Annotated in this window: 16 protein-coding genes and 1 riboswitch; of the genes, 4 read left to right on the forward strand and 12 right to left on the reverse strand. The window is 73.7% G+C overall.

Translation table 11 applies throughout. The features are described from left to right. Positions 1-238: 238 nt before the first annotated feature. From L3X23_RS17400 to mtrA, 3 genes are read right to left on the reverse strand one after another with little or no spacing between them, the layout of a single operon-like run. Positions 239-1948, reverse strand: a complete 1710-nt coding sequence (locus L3X23_RS17400) for an LpqB family beta-propeller domain-containing protein (protein WP_237193177.1) — start codon at positions 1946-1948, stop codon at positions 239-241. After that, a complete protein-coding gene (mtrB, locus tag L3X23_RS17405) occupies positions 1945-3612 on the reverse strand; it encodes an MtrAB system histidine kinase MtrB (protein ID WP_237193178.1) in 1668 nt (555 codons plus the stop codon). Before mtrB ends, L3X23_RS17400 begins: the two co-directional genes overlap by 4 nt. After that, entirely contained in the window at positions 3612-4289 is a 678-nt protein-coding gene (gene mtrA / locus L3X23_RS17410) for an MtrAB system response regulator MtrA (protein WP_093082770.1), read from the reverse strand. The genes mtrB and mtrA overlap by 1 nt, the downstream gene beginning before the upstream one ends. 119 nt (positions 4290-4408) lie before the next feature. On the opposite strand from mtrA, the gene L3X23_RS17415 reads away from it, so the two are divergent. Then, the gene (locus L3X23_RS17415; protein WP_237193179.1) at positions 4409-5044 is read left to right on the forward strand and encodes a dTMP kinase; all 636 of its coding nucleotides are present in this window, start codon (positions 4409-4411) and stop codon (positions 5042-5044) included. On the opposite strand, the gene L3X23_RS17420 is transcribed toward L3X23_RS17415, so the two are convergent. The 3 genes from L3X23_RS17420 to L3X23_RS17430 all read right to left on the reverse strand — a co-directional run bounded on the left by L3X23_RS17420 (position 5045) and on the right by L3X23_RS17430 (position 8695). Continuing rightward, positions 5045-5518: an NUDIX domain-containing protein gene (locus L3X23_RS17420; RefSeq protein WP_237193180.1), complete on the reverse strand. Its 474-nt coding sequence runs from the start codon at positions 5516-5518 to the stop codon at positions 5045-5047. A 75-nt stretch (positions 5519-5593) separates the two neighbouring features. Then, the gene (gene ahcY, locus L3X23_RS17425) at positions 5594-7075 is read right to left on the reverse strand and encodes an adenosylhomocysteinase (protein ID WP_237193181.1); all 1482 of its coding nucleotides are present in this window, start codon (positions 7073-7075) and stop codon (positions 5594-5596) included. Between the two features lie 50 nt (positions 7076-7125). Beyond that, a riboswitch (S-adenosyl-L-homocysteine riboswitch) is annotated at positions 7126-7206 on the reverse strand. 181 nt (positions 7207-7387) lie between these two features. Continuing rightward, a complete protein-coding gene (locus L3X23_RS17430; RefSeq protein WP_237193182.1) occupies positions 7388-8695 on the reverse strand; it encodes a glutamate mutase L in 1308 nt (435 codons plus the stop codon). Positions 8696-8803: 108 nt separating this feature from the next. On the opposite strand from L3X23_RS17430, the gene L3X23_RS17435 reads away from it, so the two are divergent. Beyond that, a complete protein-coding gene (locus tag L3X23_RS17435) occupies positions 8804-10435 on the forward strand; it encodes a long-chain fatty acid--CoA ligase (RefSeq protein WP_237193183.1) in 1632 nt (543 codons plus the stop codon). Between the two features lie 33 nt (positions 10436-10468). Here the strand turns inward: L3X23_RS17435 and L3X23_RS17440 are convergent, their stop codons facing one another. Together L3X23_RS17440 and L3X23_RS17445 are read right to left on the reverse strand one after the other, a co-directional pair. Further along, positions 10469-12793 (reverse strand): hypothetical protein, encoded by a 2325-nt coding sequence (locus L3X23_RS17440; protein ID WP_237193184.1) that lies wholly within the window; start codon positions 12791-12793, stop codon positions 10469-10471. Positions 12794-12852: 59 nt separating this feature from the next. After that, entirely contained in the window at positions 12853-13284 is a 432-nt protein-coding gene (locus L3X23_RS17445) for a VOC family protein (RefSeq protein ID WP_237193185.1), read from the reverse strand. A 54-nt stretch (positions 13285-13338) separates the two neighbouring features. Here L3X23_RS17445 and L3X23_RS35445 point away from each other — a divergent pair, with 54 nt between their 5' ends. After that, positions 13339-13992 carry a TetR/AcrR family transcriptional regulator gene (locus L3X23_RS35445; protein ID WP_255733963.1) on the forward strand — a complete coding sequence of 218 codons (654 nt, stop codon included), beginning with the start codon at positions 13339-13341 and terminating at the stop codon, positions 13990-13992. On the opposite strand, the gene L3X23_RS17455 is transcribed toward L3X23_RS35445, so the two are convergent. From L3X23_RS17455 to L3X23_RS17470, 4 genes are all read right to left on the reverse strand, one after another. Beyond that, positions 13961-14782: a carbon-nitrogen hydrolase family protein gene (locus L3X23_RS17455; protein ID WP_093082775.1), complete on the reverse strand. Its 822-nt coding sequence runs from the start codon at positions 14780-14782 to the stop codon at positions 13961-13963. The genes L3X23_RS35445 and L3X23_RS17455 overlap by 32 nt on opposite strands. A gap of 98 nt (positions 14783-14880) precedes the next feature. Then, positions 14881-15393 (reverse strand): MSMEG_0572/Sll0783 family nitrogen starvation response protein, encoded by a 513-nt coding sequence (locus L3X23_RS17460; protein WP_093076176.1) that lies wholly within the window; start codon positions 15391-15393, stop codon positions 14881-14883. An 85-nt stretch (positions 15394-15478) separates the two neighbouring features. Further along, complete coding sequence (locus tag L3X23_RS17465; RefSeq protein ID WP_093089904.1) at positions 15479-16978, reverse strand: amino acid permease; 1500 nt, start codon at positions 16976-16978, stop codon at positions 15479-15481. Between the two features lie 49 nt (positions 16979-17027). After that, positions 17028-17864: an AraC family transcriptional regulator gene (locus tag L3X23_RS17470; protein WP_237193186.1), complete on the reverse strand. Its 837-nt coding sequence runs from the start codon at positions 17862-17864 to the stop codon at positions 17028-17030. A gap of 73 nt (positions 17865-17937) precedes the next feature. On the opposite strand from L3X23_RS17470, the gene L3X23_RS17475 reads away from it, so the two are divergent. Next, positions 17938-18636, forward strand: a complete 699-nt coding sequence (locus L3X23_RS17475) for a class I SAM-dependent methyltransferase (RefSeq protein WP_237193187.1) — start codon at positions 17938-17940, stop codon at positions 18634-18636.

An 18636-nucleotide genomic window follows, 5' to 3' on the forward strand; every position in this document is an offset into this window, starting at 1 on the left:
GAGGCCCCGACACGGGGATCTCCGACGCTCGGGACGCCCAAGCGTCGGTGAGTGGTGCTTGGGACGCCCAAGCGTCAACCGCCGGCCCCGCCCCCTGACGCTCGGGACGCCCAAGCACCGCTCAGCGACGCTTGGGACGCCCAAGCGTCAACCGCCGGCCCCGCCCCCTGACGCTCGGGACGCCCAAGCACCACTCACCGACGCTTGGGCGTCCCAAGCGTCACCCCCGACAGCGTCATCAGCCGGGGTAGAGCGGGATCCCGTCCGGGGCGGCGCCCAGCACCTGGCGCCAGCTGTCCAGCTCCCCGCCGTCGTAGCTCCAGATCCCGCCCTGGTCGGCCACCAGGAACGGGCGCGAGGAGGCGGCCGACACCCCGCGCAGCGGCGGGGTGAGGTTGCTGCTCGGGACCAGCTGCAGACCCAGCCCGTCCGAGGAGACCAGCGACACCGGGCGGTCCGTCCGGGTGCTGACCACGATCAGCTGCTCGTCCGCCCGCCAGTCCACCCCGACGACCCCGCCGAGGTCGGTCGGGCGCAGCTGCCGGACGTTCCGCACCGCGACGTCCCCCTCGGGGCCCCGGACGACCGCCCCCGTGACCAGCCCGCCGCCGACGACCGCGGCCACCCGCAGCCCGTCCCGGGAGAGCCGCAGGTCGGTGAGCGGGCCCAGTCCGGTCAGGTCGGAGACGTTGACCTGGCCGGTCCGCACCGCGCCGGTCTGGTCGACGGTCACCCGCGCGACGACGTCCTCGCCGAGCACCGTCCACACCTCGCCGCCGGTGGGCGTCCAGGTCGGCCGCGACATCCGCGCGGCGGACAGCGGGACCGCCGCCAGGAGCCCGTCGGTGGGCCCGACGAGGAGCCGCTGCCGCCCGGAGTCCCGGGCGACGACGGCGATGCGGGCGCCGTCGGCGGTGGTGGCGGCCGCGGCGACGTCGAACGCGCCGTTGCCCGCCTGTCCGCCGACGACCTCGCCGGACGGGAGGCGCCGGACCCGCCCGCCGGACACCGCGAGCGCGGGCACGTCCGCGCTCGGCTGCACCGTGGCGCTGGTGCCCGCGACGGCATCGACGGTGAGGTCGGGGGTGTTCGCGATCAGCGGCGCCCCGTCGACGAGCAGCCGCACCCGCGGGATGTTGATCTCGGCGAGGGTCTGCACGAACTGCGCGGCGAGCAGCCTGCGTTGGGCCTCGTCCAGGTCGCCGACCTGCGTGAGGTCGACGACCAGGGTGCCGTCCGGAGCGTCGGTGACGTTGGTGCGCAGCCGCGCGGACGCCGGGACCGTGGACACCGCCGCGTTGCGCAGGGCGGGTGACGGCCCGGTGAGCAGCATGTCCACCGCCCGGGAGGCCAGCGCCTGCGCGGGCACGGCGGGCAGGTAGCGCAGGTCCGCGACGGTGGCCCGGCGGGCCGGGTCGACGAAGTACCCCTTCACCGTGCGGTAGTTGGAGCGGAAGTCCGACATCCGGACCAGGACGCCGCCGGGCAGCCCGTCGATCCGCCACTGGCCGTCCGCCCGGCGGACCGTCACGTCGAGCTCCACCGGCGCCTCGGCGGGCTCGAAGGCACCGACCGAGTCGAGCGTCCCGACCCGGTCGCCGCGGATCCGCACGGTGGCGACGTCCGGGTCGGTGCCGCTGGTGGGCGGGTACACCGTGTCGAACTGCTCGGACAGCACGGTCAGGGACTCGGCGTCGTCCCAGTCCTGCGCGGCCGGCGCGGTGAGGAAGCGGCGCGCGGCCCCGTGCCGGTCCACGGTGCTGCCGGAGGCGTAGACGAACCCGCGCACCAGGTCCAGCGGGTTCGTGCCGTCGACGGGCCCCGCGGGCAGGCCCGGTGCGTCCCCGTCGGTGACCTTGCGCAGCACCTGCACCGAGGAGTCCCCGGGGACGCTGGCACACCCCGCCAGCAGGAACAGCGACAGCAGCGCCACCAGCGCGCGCCTCACCGCTCCTCCTCCGCCATCTCGGGCAGCTCGGGGATGGGCGTCCCCCACGGCGGTGTGGGCACCGACGCGGGCAGCGGGTGCCCCTCCTCCGGGTCCGCGCGCTCGGGCTGCAGCGGCAGCGGGCTGGACTCCAGCAGGTCGCCCTCCGTGCGGGGCAGGGTCAGCCGGAACGCCGACCCGCGCCCGACCTCGCCCCAGGCCTGCAGCCACCCGCCGTGCAGCCGCGCGTCCTCCAGGCTGATCGACAACCCGAGGCCGCTGCCGCCGGAGCGCCGCGCGCGGGACTCCTCGGCCCGCCAGAACCGGTTGAACACCAGCCCCGCCTCGCCGGGCCGCAGCCCGACGCCGTGGTCGCGCACCACCACGGCGACGGCGTGGTCGTCCCCCGCCAGCGAGACGTGCACCGGCCTGCCCTCGCCGTGGTCGATGGCGTTGGCCACCAGGTTGCGCACGATCCGCTCGACGCGCCGCGAGTCGACCTCGGCGTAGACGTCTCCCGGCAGGTCGAGCACCAGCGGCGTGCCGGACTCCTCGGCGACCCCGCGCACGGCCTCGACGGCCCGCGAGACCACGTGCCGCATGTCGAGCCGTTCGGTCCCCAGCTCGGCCACGCCCGCGTCGAGCCGGGAGATCTCGAGGAGGTCCCCGAGCAGTGTCTCGAAGCGGTCCAGCTCCGTGACCAGCAGCTCCGAGCTGCGGCGCAGCGCCGGGAGCAGCTCGTCCCGCGAGGCGTAGAGGATGTCCGCCGCCATCCGGACCGTGGTCAGCGGGGTGCGCAGCTCGTGGCTGACGTCGCTGGTGAAGCGGCGTTGCAGGGCGCCGAACTCCTCCAGCTGGCGGATCTGGGTCTGGATGCTGCCCGCCATCTCGTTGTACGACTCGAACAGCCTCGCCACCTCGTCCTCGCCGTGGACGGGCATGCGCTCGTCGAGATGGCCCTCCGCGAAGCGCTCGGCCACCTCCGCCGCCTGCTTGACGGGCCGCACGACCTGCCGCGTGACCAGGCTCGCGATGCCGGCGAGGAGCAGCAACAGCACCAGCCCACCCACGATCAGGGTGCTCTGGATCAGCCCGAGGGTGCGCTGCTCGGCGTCGAGCGGGAACATCAGGTAGAGCTGCAGCTCGCGGCCCGCGGTCCGCACCGGCTGCCCGACGACGAGGGTCGGGATCCCGTCCACCGTGGCGTACTGCGTGGTCAGGGCCCCGCTGGCGACGGCTTGGGCCTGCTCGTTCGTGATCGCGTCCAGGTCGCCCGCGGAGATCTCCGGACCCGAGCCCGCACCCGTCGTCAGCGCCGCGCGGAACTCACCCGCGGTCGGCGCGCCCGCCTCCGCGCTGGACTGGTTGGTGAGCCGGTCCAGCGCGTTGTTCAGCGTGCCCTGGGCGCCCTCGCGGTCGGGGTCCACCCCGGACAGGTCCCGCTCGGAGACGACACGGGCGGACTCGGCCTGCAGGACGGCGGCGTCGAACTTCGCCTGGATCAACCGGTCCGCGATCTGGGTCTGCAGGACCAGGCCGAGCACGAGCACGACGGCCAGCGACAACGCGAGCGTGGACACCACGACCCGCAGCTGCAGCGACCGCCGCCAGGCCGTGAGCGCCGCGGCCTGGACCTCGGAGAACAGCAGGGACGCCGAGGCGAACGCGCGCCGCAGGACGTCCATCAGGGGGGCCCGGCCTTGTACCCCACCCCGCGGACGGTCAGCACGACCTCCGGGTGCTCGGGGTCCTTCTCGACCTTCGACCGCAGCCGCTGGACGTGCACGTTGACCAGTCGGGTGTCCGCGGCGTGCCGGTAGCCCCACACCTGCTCCAGCAGCACCTCGCGGGTGAAGACCTGGCGGGGCTTGCGCGCGAGCGCCACGAGCAGGTCGAACTCCAGCGGGGTGAGCGCGATCCGCTCGCCCTGGCGGGTGACCTGGTGGGCGGGCACGTCGATGTCCACGTCCCCGATGGTCAGCTGCTCGGCGGGCTCGGTCTCGGTGCGCCGCACCCGCGCGCGGATGCGGGCGACGAGCTCCTTGGGCTTGAAGGGCTTGACCACGTAGTCGTCCGCGCCGGACTCCAGGCCCAGCACGATGTCCACGGTGTCGCTCTTCGCCGTGAGCATGACGATCGGGACGCCGGACTCCGCACGGATGGCGCGGCAGACGTCGATCCCGTTCATCCCGGGGAGCATGAGGTCGAGCAGCACGAGGTCCGGCCGCAGGTCCCGCACGGCGGGCAGGGCACGGGTCCCGTCCGCGACGACGGCGGTGTCGAACCCCTCGCCCCGCAAGACGATGGTCAGCATCTCGGCCAGGGCCGGGTCGTCGTCGACCACCAGAACGCGCGACTTCATGCGCGTCAGCATCCCACTGCCCCCCGACGGTCCCGCCCGCTACCCTCCGCCGGTCGTCGACGGCCCGCCCCCGTCACGCGACGCGCATCGGATCGAACCGGGGCACTAGGGTCCCGCGCATGGGGCGGTTGGTGGTGGTCGAGGGCCTGGACGGCTCGGGGAAGGCCACCTTGACCGCGCGGCTGGTCACGGCCCTGCGCGGGGGCGGCTCGCGTGTCGCGACGACGGCGTTCCCCCGCTACGAGGCGGACGTGCACGCCGAGCTCGCCCGGGACGCCCTCTACGGCCGCCTCGGCGACCTGGCGGACTCGGTGCACGGGATGGCGGTGCTGTTCGCACTGGACCGCCGCGCCGCCGCCGGTGCGCTGCGGGACCTGCTGAGCAGCCACGACGTCGTGTTGGTGGACCGGTACGTCGCCAGCAACGCCGCCTACAGCGCCGCCCGGCTCGCGCAGCGGGCCGACGGCGAGGTGGTCCGGTGGGTCCACGACCTGGAGATCGCGCGTTTCGGCATCCCCGTCCCGGACCACCAGCTGCTGCTGGCCACCGACCGCGCGGTCGCGGCGGAGCGGGCGCGGCAGCGCGCCGCGGCCGACCACACCCGCGCCCGGGACGCCTACGAGGCGGACGACGACCTGCAGACCCGCACCGACGCCGTCTACCGCGAGCTGGCCGCCCAGTCCTGGCTGAGCCCGTGGACGGTCCTCGACGGCGAGATCGCCCCGCACGCCCTGGCCGCCCGCCTCACCGTGTGATCACGGCAGGTCGCGCACCTGCGGCCAGGTGTGGGCGAAGCCGGGGTGCAGCTCCGGGCCGTCGGACGAGCCCAGGGTGACCACGCGGAACCACTGGAACTCGACGCTCTCCCCGCCCCGGATCCCGACGGGCAGGGCCTCGTCGGCGCTGACCACGACGGTGGTGTAGCTCCAGCCGCCGTGGTCGTCCACGAACCGGGCGGTCTCGACGAGCGGCGCGGTGTCCAGCTCGGACTCCTCGGCCGCCTCGCGCCGGGCGGCCTCCTCGGCCGACTCGCCGAGGTGCCGCGCGCCACCGGGGATCCCCCAGGTGCCGCCGTGGTGGCTCCACAGCGCGCGGTGCTGCAACAACACCAGGTCTCCGGAGCGCACCAGCAGCCCGGCCGCGCCGTAGAGCCCCCAGTGCTTGTGGCCCAGCGCGCACCACTGCCACCCGTCCCCGCTCGATCCGTGGGGCAGGGGTGCGGCGCTCATCAGTCAAGCCTAACCGCTGTCGTGCGCGGCAAGTAGTGCTCCAGCACCACTTGCCGCGCACGGGCGGCGCAGCCGCTAGTAGCGGTAGTGCTCCGGCTTGAACGGGCCCTCGACGTCCACGCCGATGTACTCGGCCTGGTCCTTGCTGAGCTTGGTCAGCTCGCCGCCCAGCGCCAGCACGTGGATCTTCGCGACCTTCTCGTCGAGGATCTTCGGCAGCCGGTAGACGTCGTTGTTGTACTCCTCGTGCTTGGTGAACAGCTCGATCTGCGCGATCACCTGGTTGGAGAAGCTGTTGCTCATCACGAACGAGGGGTGGCCGGTGGCGTTGCCCAGGTTCATCAGCCGGCCCTCGGACAGCACGATGATCGAGTGCCCGTCCGGGAACACCCACTCGTCCACCTGGGGCTTGATGTTCGTCCTGATGACGCCCTCGACGCGGCCCAGCCCCGCCATGTCGATCTCGTTGTCGAAGTGCCCGACGTTCCCGAGGATCGCCTGGTGCTTCATCTTCTTCATCAGGTCGACGGTGATGATGTCCTTGTTGCCCGTCGTCGTGATGACGATGTCCGCCTTCTCGATGACGTCCTCGAGCCGGGCGACCTGGTAGCCCTCGAGCAGCGCCTGCAGGGCGCAGATCGGGTCCACCTCGGAGACGATGACGCGCGCGCCCTGACCGGCCAGCGCCTCGGCCGAGCCCTTGCCCACGTCGCCGTAGCCGGCGACGACCGCGACCTTGCCGCCGATGAGGACGTCCGTGCCGCGGTTGATGCCGTCGATCAGCGAGTGCCGGATGCCGTACTTGTTGTCGAACTTGCTCTTCGTCACCGAGTCGTTGACGTTGATCGCCGGGAACAGCAGCTGCCCCTGCTCGGCCAGCTGGTAGAGCCGGTGCACGCCGGTGGTGGTCTCCTCGGTGACCCCCCGGATGTCCGACGCGACGGTCGTCCACTTCTGCGGGTCGGCGGCCAGCGAGCGGCGCAGGGTCTCCAGGATGATGCGGTACTCGTGGGCGACGGTGAGGTCGTCCTCGTCCACGGTGGGGACCACGCCGGCCTTCTCGAACTCGACGCCCTTGTGCACGAGCAGGGTCGCGTCCCCGCCGTCGTCGAGGATCATGTTCGGGCCGACGAGGTTGCCCTCGGCGTCCGTGAAGTGGAAGAGCTGCTCGGTGGCCCACCAGTACTCGTCGAGGGTCTCGCCCTTCCAGGCGAACACCGGCACACCCTTGGGCGCCTCGGGGGTGCCGTGCGGGCCGACGACGATCGCCGCGGCCGCGTGGTCCTGGGTGGAGAAGATGTTGCAGGACACCCAGCGCACCTCGGCGCCCAGCGAGACCAGGGTCTCGATCAGCACCGCGGTCTGCACCGTCATGTGCAGCGAGCCCGCGACCCGGGCGCCGTGCAGCGGCTTGGCCTCGGCGTACTCGCGGCGCAGCTCCATCAGACCCGGCATCTCGTTCTCGGCGAGCCGGATCTCCTTGCGGCCGAACTCGTGCAGGCCCAGATCGGCCACCGCGAAGTCCAGGCCGTCGATCGTCTGCAGCTTGTCGCTCATGTGTCTCCTCGCGCGTGGGGCGGGGCCCGAGGGGACGGGCCGACCTCCCTGATGGGGAGGCGCCCTTACTCGTCGTCGGCATCGGACCGAGCGTGGCGGAGGTGACCTCCGCTGCAGCGCCTCTCGGTCCGGACGGCGTCCAGCGTACCGGTTCGGGCGCCCCTGCCGAACCCCGCCGGCCCGCGACGTCCCAGACGGCGCTCCGCTGCGTTGCCGGCAAGGCCGAATACGACCCGGTATGAGGCCTCGCCGCCGCCTTGCGGAGCATCCGCCTGGAACGCCGCGACCTCGACGGGGTCCGGCAGGGGCGCCCTACCCCAGCAGGTGGTCACGCAGGAGTGACTCAGCCGCCGCGACGCGGTCGTGCGCGGCGAGCAGGCCCGCGGGGGCGACCGCGAAGTCCGCGTCGACCAGCACGGACGCGGTGCCGAGCGCGGGGGCCAGCACCGGGTCGCCCTGCAGCGTGCCGACGAGCGCGGCCAGGCCCGCGGCGTCCCGCTGCCGGAACACCCCGCCGGACAGCACGACCAGACCGATGTCGGTCGGGTCGAGCTCGCTCGGGTCGCGCAGGTGCCGCCGCACGGCGACGACGGCAGCGAGCGCGGCCACCCGCCGGTCCTCCGCCGCGCTGCCCGCGTCCCGCGGGATGAAGCCGACCTCGCTGGCCATCCGCTTGACCGTGGCCGTGAGCAGGTCCGCCTCGACGGGGTCGACGATCTCCTCGGCCTGCGCCTCCTGCAGCACGCCCTCGGCCGCGGAGCGCATGCCCAGGTCGCCCTCGACCGTGCGCCGGGCCGTCTCCTGCGGTCGGGCCGAGTGGACGTCGGTCGTGGCGCAGCCCACGTCGACCACCAGCACCCGGGTCCCGCAGATCCGGGCGAGCTCGGCGGTGCCCGCGCGGACGGCGTCCGGCGTCATGACCCGGACCATCCGCCGGAAGCGCGGCGCCGTGCCCGACCCGCGACCGCCGAGGACGTGGCGGGCGAAGACCTCCGCGAGCGCCGCCCGGGCGGGGCCGGGGACCAGCTCGCCCGGCGCCGGGGCCACGTTCGCGCAGCTCACGACGGTGCGACCGGTCGAACGGAGCAGGGCGAGCGCGTCGTCGCGGGCCTCGACGTTGCCCGCCAGGACGATCGGGTGCCGCAGCCGGGCCCGCGCGAGCGTCCCCGCGTTGTGCAGGAGGACGGCGGGGTCGTCGCCGTCCGCGCCGCCGATCAGCAGCACGGCGCCGGGTCGGTGCCCCCGCAGCACCCGCACGGCCGCGGGGTCCAGCGGCCCGGCGTGCACGTGCACGACGTGGGCTCCCGCGGAGCGGGCGACCTGGTGGCCCACCTCGGTGGCCAGCAGCGTCTCGGTCCCGACGACCGCGAGTCGCAGCCCGCCGCCCGCCGACGAGCAGGCCAGCAGGTCCGGGTCCGGGCCGGTCGCGGTGGCCGTGACCCCACGGACGGCCGCGTCCACCCCCTCGAGCACGTCGACCGGGGTGGTGGGGTGCTCGGCGAACCCGGCCAGGGCACCGTCGGGCTTGACGAGCACGGCCTTGGTCCACGTCGAGCCGACGTCCAGACAGACGGCACCGGAGGCGATGTCGGGGCCCGCAGCCCCGCCCGTGCCGGTCATGTCGCGGAAGCCTACCGGTCGATCACCCTGAGCAACTGGATTCCGGACAAGCCCACGGTAGTGTTCAGTGATCCACGACACGCTGATCTCATGTGCCCGGGAGCGACGATGCTCGGACTGATGCAGGACCGGCCCCTGACCCTCACCCACGTCTTCCACCGCGCGGAACAGCTGTTCGGCCACAAGCGGCTGATCACCGGCTCGGCGGCGGGCGAGCGCGAGACGACCGTCGCCGACTGGGCCGTCCGGGTCCGCAGGCTCGCCACGGTGCTGGACACCCTCGGCGTCTCCGCGGACGGCCGGGTCGGCACGTTCTGCTGGAACACCGACCGGCACCTCGAGCTGTACCTGGCCGCGCCGTGCACCGGCCGGGTCCTGCACACCCTGAACATCCGGCTGTTCCCCGAGCAGCTGACCTACATCGCCAACCACGCCGAGGACGAGGTCGTCTTCGTCGACCGGTCCCTGCTGCCGCTGTTCTGGCCGCTGGTGGACCAGTGCACGACCGTCCGGGCGGTCGTCGTGATCGACGACGGCGCGGACGTCGAGATGGACGAGATCCTCGCCGACCCCCGCGTCCACGACTACGAGACCCTGCTCGCCGCCGCCGAGCCCTTCACCGGGCGTTTCGCCGTCGACGACGAGAACTCGGCCGCCGCCATGTGCTACACGTCCGGGACCACCGGGAACCCGAAGGGCGTGGTCTACAGCCACCGCTCGGCGGTGCTGCACTCCCTGATCACCCTCACCGCGGACACGTTCGCGCTGTCGGAGCGGGACGTCGTGCTCCCCGTGGTGCCGATGTTCCACGCGAACGCCTGGGGCCTGCCCTACGGCGCCCTGCTCGCCGGGTGCGACCTGGTGTTCCCGGGCCCGAACATGACCCCCGACGCGATCGTCGACCAGCTCGAGCGGCATCGGGTCACCGTGACCGGCGGGGTCCCCACCATCTGGATGGGCATGCGCCCGCTGCTGGCCGACCACGACCTCTCCGCCCTGCGCGCGATCATCTGCGGCGGCTCCGCCGTGCCGCGCGCGCTCTCCGAGGCCTACCGCGAGGCCATCGGCCTGCCGATGCTGCACGCCTGGGGCATGACCGAGACCTCGCCGATCGCCGCCGTGTCGACCCCGCGCTCGCACCAGGAGGGCTGGACCGAGGACGCCCGCGCCGACGCCCGCGCCCGGCAGGGCCAGCCCGCCCCCTTCGTCGAGCTCCGGATCGCGGACCCGGACACCGGCGAGGAGCAGCCGTGGGACGACCAGGCCACCGGCGAGCTGCAGGCCGCGGGCCCGTGGATCGCGAAGGAGTACTACCGCGGCGAGGGCGGCGGCGCCCAGTTCACCGCCGACGGCTGGCTCAAGACCGGAGACGTCGCGGCCGTCGACCGATGGGGTTTCGTGCGGCTCGTGGACCGGACGAAGGACCTCGTGAAGTCCGGCGGCGAGTGGATCAGCTCCGTGGACCTGGAGAACGAGATCATGGCCCACCCGGCCGTCGCCGAGGCGGCCGTGATCGGCATCCCGCACGAGAAGTGGACCGAGCGGCCGCTGGCGTGCGTGGTCGTCAAGCCGGGCGAGTCGGTCACCGCGGAGGAGCTGCTGGAGTTCCTCGCGCCCCGGGTGGCGAAGTGGTGGCTGCCCGACGCCGTCGAGTTCATCGACGAGGTGCCCAAGACGAGCGTGGGGAAGTTCTCGAAGAAGACGCTGCGGGAGAAGTTCCACGGGTATTCCGTGTCCTGAGCCGTTTCTGAGAGTCCATTCTCAGAAACACTGTCATGAGACTCGCGATTGCGACAGGCGGAGCAATCTCACAGGGAATTCGTAACACGTCCTCAGCGTGGCCGAAACACAGACCGAACCCGTATGCCATGGCGGCTCGGGTTTCCCTCCTCGGGCCGCCCGGGCTCCCCCACGGGTCGGACTCCGCAGGAAGGAATGCCCACGGTGAATTCCACACTCCGCCGAGGCCTGATCACGGCCGCGATCTCCGGTGGATGCGTCCTCGTCGCGAACGGCGTCGCCCAGGCCGCCGAGTCCCCGGGCGGTCCCACGACCACCGCCCCCGACGCCGGCGCGACCGCCACTCCCCCGAAGACCCAGGCCGCGCCCACCGTCTCCGGCGACCAGGTGTCCGCCCTCGCGACCCCCACGCGGACGGGCACCAACCCGCTGGAACGCGGCGGACCCGGCGGCACCCGGGGTCCGGGCGGGAACCAGGGCCCCGGCGGCAACGACAACGGCCCGGGCGGCAACCACGGGCCTGGCGGCACTCAGAACCCCGGCGGCAGCCAGAGCCCCGGCGGCAGCCAGAGCCCCGGCGGCAGCCAGAGCCCCGGCGGCAGCCCGGGGCCTGGCGGAAACCAGAGCCCCGGCGGCAGCCCGGGGCCTGGCGGAAACCACGGGCCCGGTGGCAGCCAGGGCCCGGGTAACCAGGGCCCGGGTAACCAGGGCCCCGGCGGCAACCACGGGCCAGGGGGCAACAGCGGCCCGGGCGGCAACAACGGCCCCGCCGGAAACAACGGCCCGGGCGGCAACCAGGGCCCGGGCGGGAACCAGGGCCCCAGGGGGAATCAGGGCCCGGGCGACCACGGTCCCGGGGGCAGCACCCACGGACCCGGCAGTACCCACGGAACCGGCGGCAACCAGGCACCCGGAGGCAACCAGAGCCCGGGTGGCCACCACGGTCCCGGCGGGAGCCAGGGGTCGGGCGGCAGCCACGGTCCCGGCGGCAGCCACGGTCCCGGCAGCAACCAGGGCCCCGGCGGCCACCACGGCCCCGGCGGCGATGACAGCCGACCGAACGGCCCCGGGCAGGGGCCGGTTCGCGGCGACCACAACGATCCGCGCCACAACGGCCCCCGTCACAACGGCCCGCGCCACGACGGCCCGCGCCACGACGGTCCGCGCCACGACGGTCCGGGCCGCCCGGAGGCACACGGTCCGAACCGTGGCGGCGACCGGGACCGCCCGTGCGACGAGGACCGCACTCCGGCCCGCGGCCACCACGACCGCGACCACGGGGACCGCGGTGGGCGCGGCCCCCACCGCGACCACGACCCGCGGGGCCACCACGACGACCGCCGGGACGACCGCGACAGCCGAGGCGACCGGGGCGACCGGGGCGACCGGGGCGACCGGGGCGACCGGGGCGACCGGGGCGACCGCGACCACCGCGACCACCACACCACGGGCCACGGCGGACACGACCGCGGCGGCCGCACGGAGCAGGCCGGCCACCAGCACCGCGACGACCACCGCCCGGACCGCGACCACCGGGAGGGGCCGCGGGGCGAGCACCAGGGCGACCACGGGAACCACCGGGGCGACCGCGACGAACACCACCGCAGCCACGACCGCGACCATCGCGAGCACGGCCCGCATCGCGGGCACGGCGAGCAGTCGAACACGGGCGGCCACCGCGAGCGCGACCACCGCGACAGCAACCACGGGCCCCGCACCGACCACCGGGGCGACCACCGAGGGGACCACCGGGGCGGCGACCGCGACCACCGGGGCGGCCCCCGCGGCGGCCACGACCGCGACCACCGCGACCACGGCCCGCGTCACGACCGCCACGCCGGCCACCCCCAGGGCAACGACCACCGCGCTCCGCAGCACCACAACCCACAGCACCACAACCCACAGCACCACAACCCACAGGACCACGGCGCCCACACCGCAGCCCACCACGAGCACGGGCAGCCCCACGGGCACGTCCGGCCGGCCGGGCACGACCAGCGCGACGGTGTCGGGTGGGGCCACCCCGGACACCACCAGGGTCAGGCCCGGCACGAGCACCGCCACGACCGGGACGACCGGCACGGGCGCGCCCAGCACGGCCACCACCAGCACGGTCACCACCAGCACAGAGGCGACCACCGCCCGGACCGCGCTCACCGCCACGACCGCGGCCCCCAGCAGGCGAGCCACCAGCAGGCGAGCCACCAGCACCGCCACCACGGTCACGGCCCGCAGCAGCACCGCCAGCCGGGTCCGCGCATCCAGGTGACGACGATCGACGTCGACCTGATCCTCGAGAACCTGCTCTCCCCGCACCGCGGAGGCCCGCGCCTCTCGGCCTGATTCCGCGCGGCGCACGCCGATTCCCCGTTCCGGGCGGTCACCCGACCGCCCGGAATGTGGCGTGCCCGAAATCGTCAGGAATCGACGAGCCGACCGTATCCGGAACGGCCGCTCGGGTCGATGCCGTGCCGGACCTCGGAATAGAGATGGATCTCGTGGCCGTCCGGGTCGTGCAGCACCAGCAGCCATCCGACGGTCGCGTCGATCACCGGAGAATGTGCCACCCCGAGGGCGTCCAGGTGCAGCGCCCACTCCTCGATCGCCCGCTTGTCGGCGACACCCAACAGCAGTTCCAGACCCGGCTGGCTGTGCGCGTCGGGGGTCTCGCGCAGCGCGAGGCCGCCCTCGCACCCCGGGAGGTCCCCCGCGACCCCGCGGAGGACCCCGGCGTCGTCCGGGAACTCCAGCCACGGGGAGAAGCCGAAGACCCGTCGGTAGAAGTCCACACTCCTCGACACGTCCGTCACCGGCAGCTTGACTCCGCGCAGTCGCACGAGCTCGGGCATCGAGACCCCTTTGATTGAATCACGAGTGCATCAAATTCGGGTAGAGTGCACCGCATGCCCGAGGACGTCAAGCGGCCGTACCGGTCGCCCCTGCGCGCCGAGGCCGCGCAACGCACCCGCGCGGTCATCCGCGAGGCCGCGGCGGAGCTCTTCGCCGACCGCGGGTACGTGAGCACCACGGTCAAGGACATCGCGGCGGCGGCGGGGGTCGCCGTCCGGACCGTGCACGCCGCCTACCCGGGCGGGAAGGCCGAGATCTTCCATCGAGCCCTGGACGTCGCGATCGGCGGGGACGACGAGCCCGTCGCCGTGATCGACCGACCCGAGGTACGCGAGGCGCTGACCGAGCCGGACCGGCTGCTGACCGTCCTCGCCCGACGGGGCGCCGCACTGCACGCCCGCGCCGGGGGCCTCCTGCGCGCCTGTGCCGAGTCCGCGGGCGCGGACGGCGAGATGCGCGAGCTCGACGATCTCGGCGCCCGGATGATGGCAGGGACCATGCGCACCATGGCCGAGTCCCTGCGGGCGCACGGCCTGCTGGCCGTTCCGGTCGAGGAGGCCGCGGACGTGCTGTTCACACTCGGGAGCCCGGCGGTGCACGACCTGCTCGTCCGCCGCCGCGGCTGGACCACGGACCGCTACGCGGACTGGCTCGAGCGGGCCCTGCGGCTGCTGCTCACCGATACGTGTCCGGACGGCGCTCGGTGAGGTGCGAGAGCGTGCGCCGGGCCGCGCCGACGGCGGCACCGACGTCCAGCTCCGCGGTCGCGATGCCCGCCTTCGCCCAGGTCCGGGCCAGCACCTCCCCGTCCGGCCCCACGATCTTCGCCTGCCCGAGGAAGCGCATGCGCCCCATGGACCCGGTCTGGTTGGCCGACACGAGCACCACCTGGTTCTCGGCGGCGCGGGAGCGGTCGTAGAGGTCGAAGAGGCGGGACTGGCGGTCGTCCGCCATCCGGGGGGCCCGGTTGGTGATGCTCGTCGGCCAGGCGGAGAGGCAGGCGATGACCTCGGCGCCGTCGAGCGCGAGGGTGCGCGCGGACTCCGGGAAGGTCTTGTCGTAGTCGACCAGCATGCCGAGCCGCCCGACGGGGGTGTCGAACGCGGCGAAGGTGTCCCCCGCCCGGTAGACCCGGTCCTCGCCGACGGGCTGGTGGACCTTGCGGTGCACGCCCAGCAGTCCGTCGCCGTGCACGCAGGCCGCGGTGTTGAACCGGGACCCCTCCGGCCCCGCCTCGCACAGCCCGACGCAGACGACCATGTCCCCGGCCAGCTCCGCGACCTTCCGCAGCTCGGGTCCGTCGAGGTCCAGCGCGGGGGGCAGGGCCGCGGGATCGGGGTCGGTGAAGTCCGTGAGGTAGCCGCCGAGCGCGGCGTCGGGCAGCACGAGCAGCCCGACGCCGGCCCGGCGCCCGTGCTCGATCAGCGTGGCGACCCGCGCCAGCCCGGCCTCGAGATCCCGCCCGAACGCGGCGGCCACAGCCCCCACGGTCAGCATCCCGACCACCGCGTACCTCCCCTGACCGCATTGTGGAGCCACAATGTACGTTCCGACCCCGTCAGACGGTCATTGTGGCTCCACAATGCGGGTGTCGCTCAGATCTGGTACGTGCTGTTGATGATCGCGCCCTTGCGGGCGTAGTGGATCAGCGCGTCCTGGACGTCGAGCGGGTGGGTCGGGATGACGCCCTCGATGAGGTCCTCCTCGCGGGCGCCGTGCAGCGACAGACCGAAGCGGCAGCAGTAGACCTTGCCGCCCTCCTGGATGAAGGTCTTGAGGCTGTTGTTGATGTTGTGCTCGCCGGGGAACGCGGAGTTGCCGGTGGTGGGGAACCCGCGGGTGGCCAGGGCGTTGAGCGAGCCGGGGCCGTAGAAGTAGACGGCGGACTCGAAGCCCTTCCGCAGGGCGCGGGTGGCCTGCAGGATCGCCACGAAGCTCACCGAGGACTCGTGGGCGATGCCGTGGACCAGGGTGAAGTACACCTCACCGTTCTCGGCCTGGTAGTCCGGGAACACCTTCGTGCCGCCGTAGATCGACGAGCCCTCGGGCAGGGACGGGTGGGCGATCTCCTCGAGCGACTGCTTCTCGAGATCGGTCAGGTCTGCCATCGCGTGCGTCCTTCCGGGTGCCTGTGGTGGCGAGCAGTGAACCGGTGCTGCGTGTCCGATTCGTTTCCCCCGGAGATCCGGCGTGTTAGGGGGTGTTGCCGGAGCGTTGCCGTTGCCCCAGACGCGAGTGCGTTCGGCCGTACGTCGCATAGACCACCAGGCCCAGCACCATCCAGATCAGGAAGCGCAGCCAGGTCTCGACCGTCAGGTTGAGCATCAGCCACACGCAGGCCAGCACGGACAGGATCGGCACCAGCGGGACCAGCGGGGTGCGGAAGGCGCGCGGCAGGTCCGGGCGGGTCCGGCGCAGGATCACCACCCCCACCGACACCAGGACGAACGCGAACAGGGTGCCGATGTTGACCATCTCCTCCAGCTCGGAGGCCGGGAAGAAGGTGGCGGTCACCGCGACCAGCAGCCCGACGATCAGCGTCGCGCGCACCGGCGTGCCGTTGCGGCCGGTCCGGGCCAGGGCGGTGGGCAGCAGGCCGTCGCGGGACATGGCGAACAGCACGCGGATCTGGCCGAGCAGGAGCACCATGACGACCGTCGTCAGGCCGAGCAGGGCCCCGACGGCGATGACGGCCGCCGCCCACGTGACGCCGAGCTCGGTGAACGCGGTGGCCAGGGTGGCGCGGGTGCCGTCGGGCCGCTCGCCGAGCTGCGTGTAGCTGACCATGCCCGTGAGGACCAGCGAGACGGCCACGTACAGCACGGTGACGATCGCGAGCGAGCCGAGGATGCCGCGCGGGAGGGACTTCTGCGGGTCGCGCGTCTCCTCCGCGGTCGTCGCGACGACGTCGAACCCGATGAAGGCGAAGAAGACCAGCGAGGCCGCCGCGAGCAGCCCGTAGATGCCGAAGGTGCTGCTGCCCTCGCCGCCGAACAGCGACAGCAGGGACTGCTTCAGCCCGCCGTCCCCGCCGCCGCCGTCGGTCGCGGGCGGGATGAACGGGGTGTAGTTCTGCGCCTTGACGTAGCCGATGCCCACGACCACCACGAGCAGCACGATGGCGACCTTGAGGATCGTCAGCACCATGCTGACCCGGCTGGAGAGCTTGGTCCCGACGGCGAGCAGGGTGCCGAGGATCGCGACCAGCAGCAGGGCACCCCAGTCGAAGGTGAAGAAGTCACCGAGCGGGACCGACGTCGGCACGTCGAGCCCGACGAGCGCGAGCACCTGGGCGAGGTACTGCGACCAGCCCTTGCTGACGACCGAGGCGCCGACCGCGAACTCGAGGACCAGGTCCCAGCCGATGATCCAGGCGACGAACTCGCCGAAGGTGGCGTAGGAGAACGTGTAGGCGCTGCCCGCCACCGGCACGGTCGAGGCGAACTCCGCGTAGCAGAGCGCGGCGAGGCCGCAGGCGATCGCGGCGAGGACGAACGCGAGCGAGACCGAGGGCCCGGCCCGGTCCCCGGCCGTGCTGGCGGCGAGGGTGAAGATGCCCGCGCCGACCACGACGGCGACCCCGAAGACGATGAGGTCCCAGGTCCCGAGGTCCTTGCGGAGCCTGGTGTCCGGTTCGTCGGTGTCCTGGATGGACTGTTCGACGGACTTCGTCCGCCGCCACGCGCTCGCCATGGGCGGTCAGGTTACGGCTGCGTTAAGCACCTCGCAGACCGGGACGGTCTCACGACCGCCACGCGGCGGGGCTCATCCCGTGGACGGCCCGGAAGCGGCGTCGGAAGTAGCCCGGGTCGCGGTAGCCGACGCGGCGCGCCACCTCCTCGACCGTCGCGGCCGTGTCCACCAGCAGCCGCCGCGCCTCGCGCATCCGACGCTCGGTGATCCACTGCTGCACCGTGCGGCCGGTCGCCCGACCGACCGCGGTCGTCACGTGGCCGGGGGTGAGCCCGACGGCCGCGGCGACGTCCCGCAGCGAGATCGGCTCCGCGAACCGCTCCTCGATGGCCGCGAACACCCGCGCCACGAGGGGGTCGACCTGCTCGCGGCCGTCCACGCCGAGCCTGCCCAGCCGCACCAGCAGCAGGGTGAGGTGGGCGCGGGCGGCCTCGGCGTGGCCGTCCCGCCGGGCGGTGAGCTCCTCGGCGAGCTCGGCCAGGGTGCGCGACCACCCGGCCCGGTCCGCCTCGGGCACCCGGAGCCGTTGTGCCCCACCGCGGTGCTCGCCGACGAACGGCGCCAGCAGGGGGTGCCCACGCCACGACACGAGCGACGCCGCGGCCGTCGGGTCCACGGCGACCGCGGGGAAGAACAGGCTCCAGACGTCCGCCTCCCCCCGCGGTGTGCCCGCCCCGACCACGGCGCCGGGCGACACGACGAACGCGTCCCCCGCCGCCAGCTCCCAGTCCCGGTCGTCGACGCGGCGGTGCACGGTCCCCTCCGCCACGTAGAACAGCGACAGGAAGTCGTGCGCGTGGGCGCCCGCCCGGGGCCGACCACCGCCCGGCCCCCGCAGCACGGTGACCGGCGTCGAGGAGAGGTCGCCGTACTGCAGCAGCGGCACACCCGAAGAACGTCCACCCAGCGCCACAGATCATCCCTTGTCCGCAGATCAGCGGATCACGAGGCTAGACGGCATGACCGAAGTTCGTCCACACTTCCTGCCCGCCCTCGTCCCCTCCTACGACCGGTTCGCGCGGCTCGCCGGGATGGGCCCGCGCTACTGGCGGCTCGTGGCGCAGGCGGCGATCGCGCCGGGCGCGACCGTGCTGGACATCGGGTGCGGCACCGGCGAGGTGGCCCTGCGCGCCGCCGAGGCGGTCCCGTCCGCGCGGGTCACGGGCGTCGACCCGGACGGGGACGCGATCGCGGTGGCCCGCCGCAAGGCCGCCGCGCGGGGTCTCGGGGCGCGGTTCGAGCAGGGCTACGCCCAGCACCTGCCCGCGGGCGACGGCAGCGTGGACCGGGTGGTGTCGTCGCTGATGCTCCACCATCTCCCCGAGGACGCGACACTCGCGACCCTGCACGAGGTGCGGCGCGTCCTCGCCCCCGGCGGCAGCCTGCACCTGGTCGACACCGACGCGGACCGCCCCGAGTGGTCCGCGGCGCTGCGCCCCCTGCGCGCCGCGTTCGGCCTGCTGCACCGCGTGACCGCCCCCCGTCAGCGCGGCCAGGAGCACGGGGGACACGGTCACGGACACGCCCCGGGGCCGACCCACGGCACCGCCGCCTCCGTGACCGCCCTGCTCACGGAGGCGGGCTTCACCGACGTCACCACCCTCGGGCACGTGCGGAGCGGCATGGGCGGCCTGGTCTACCACCGCGCCGCCCGCTGA

This window comes from Pseudonocardia sp. WMMC193 (assembly GCF_021728735.1).
Classification (GTDB): domain Bacteria; phylum Actinomycetota; class Actinomycetes; order Mycobacteriales; family Pseudonocardiaceae; genus Pseudonocardia; species Pseudonocardia oroxyli.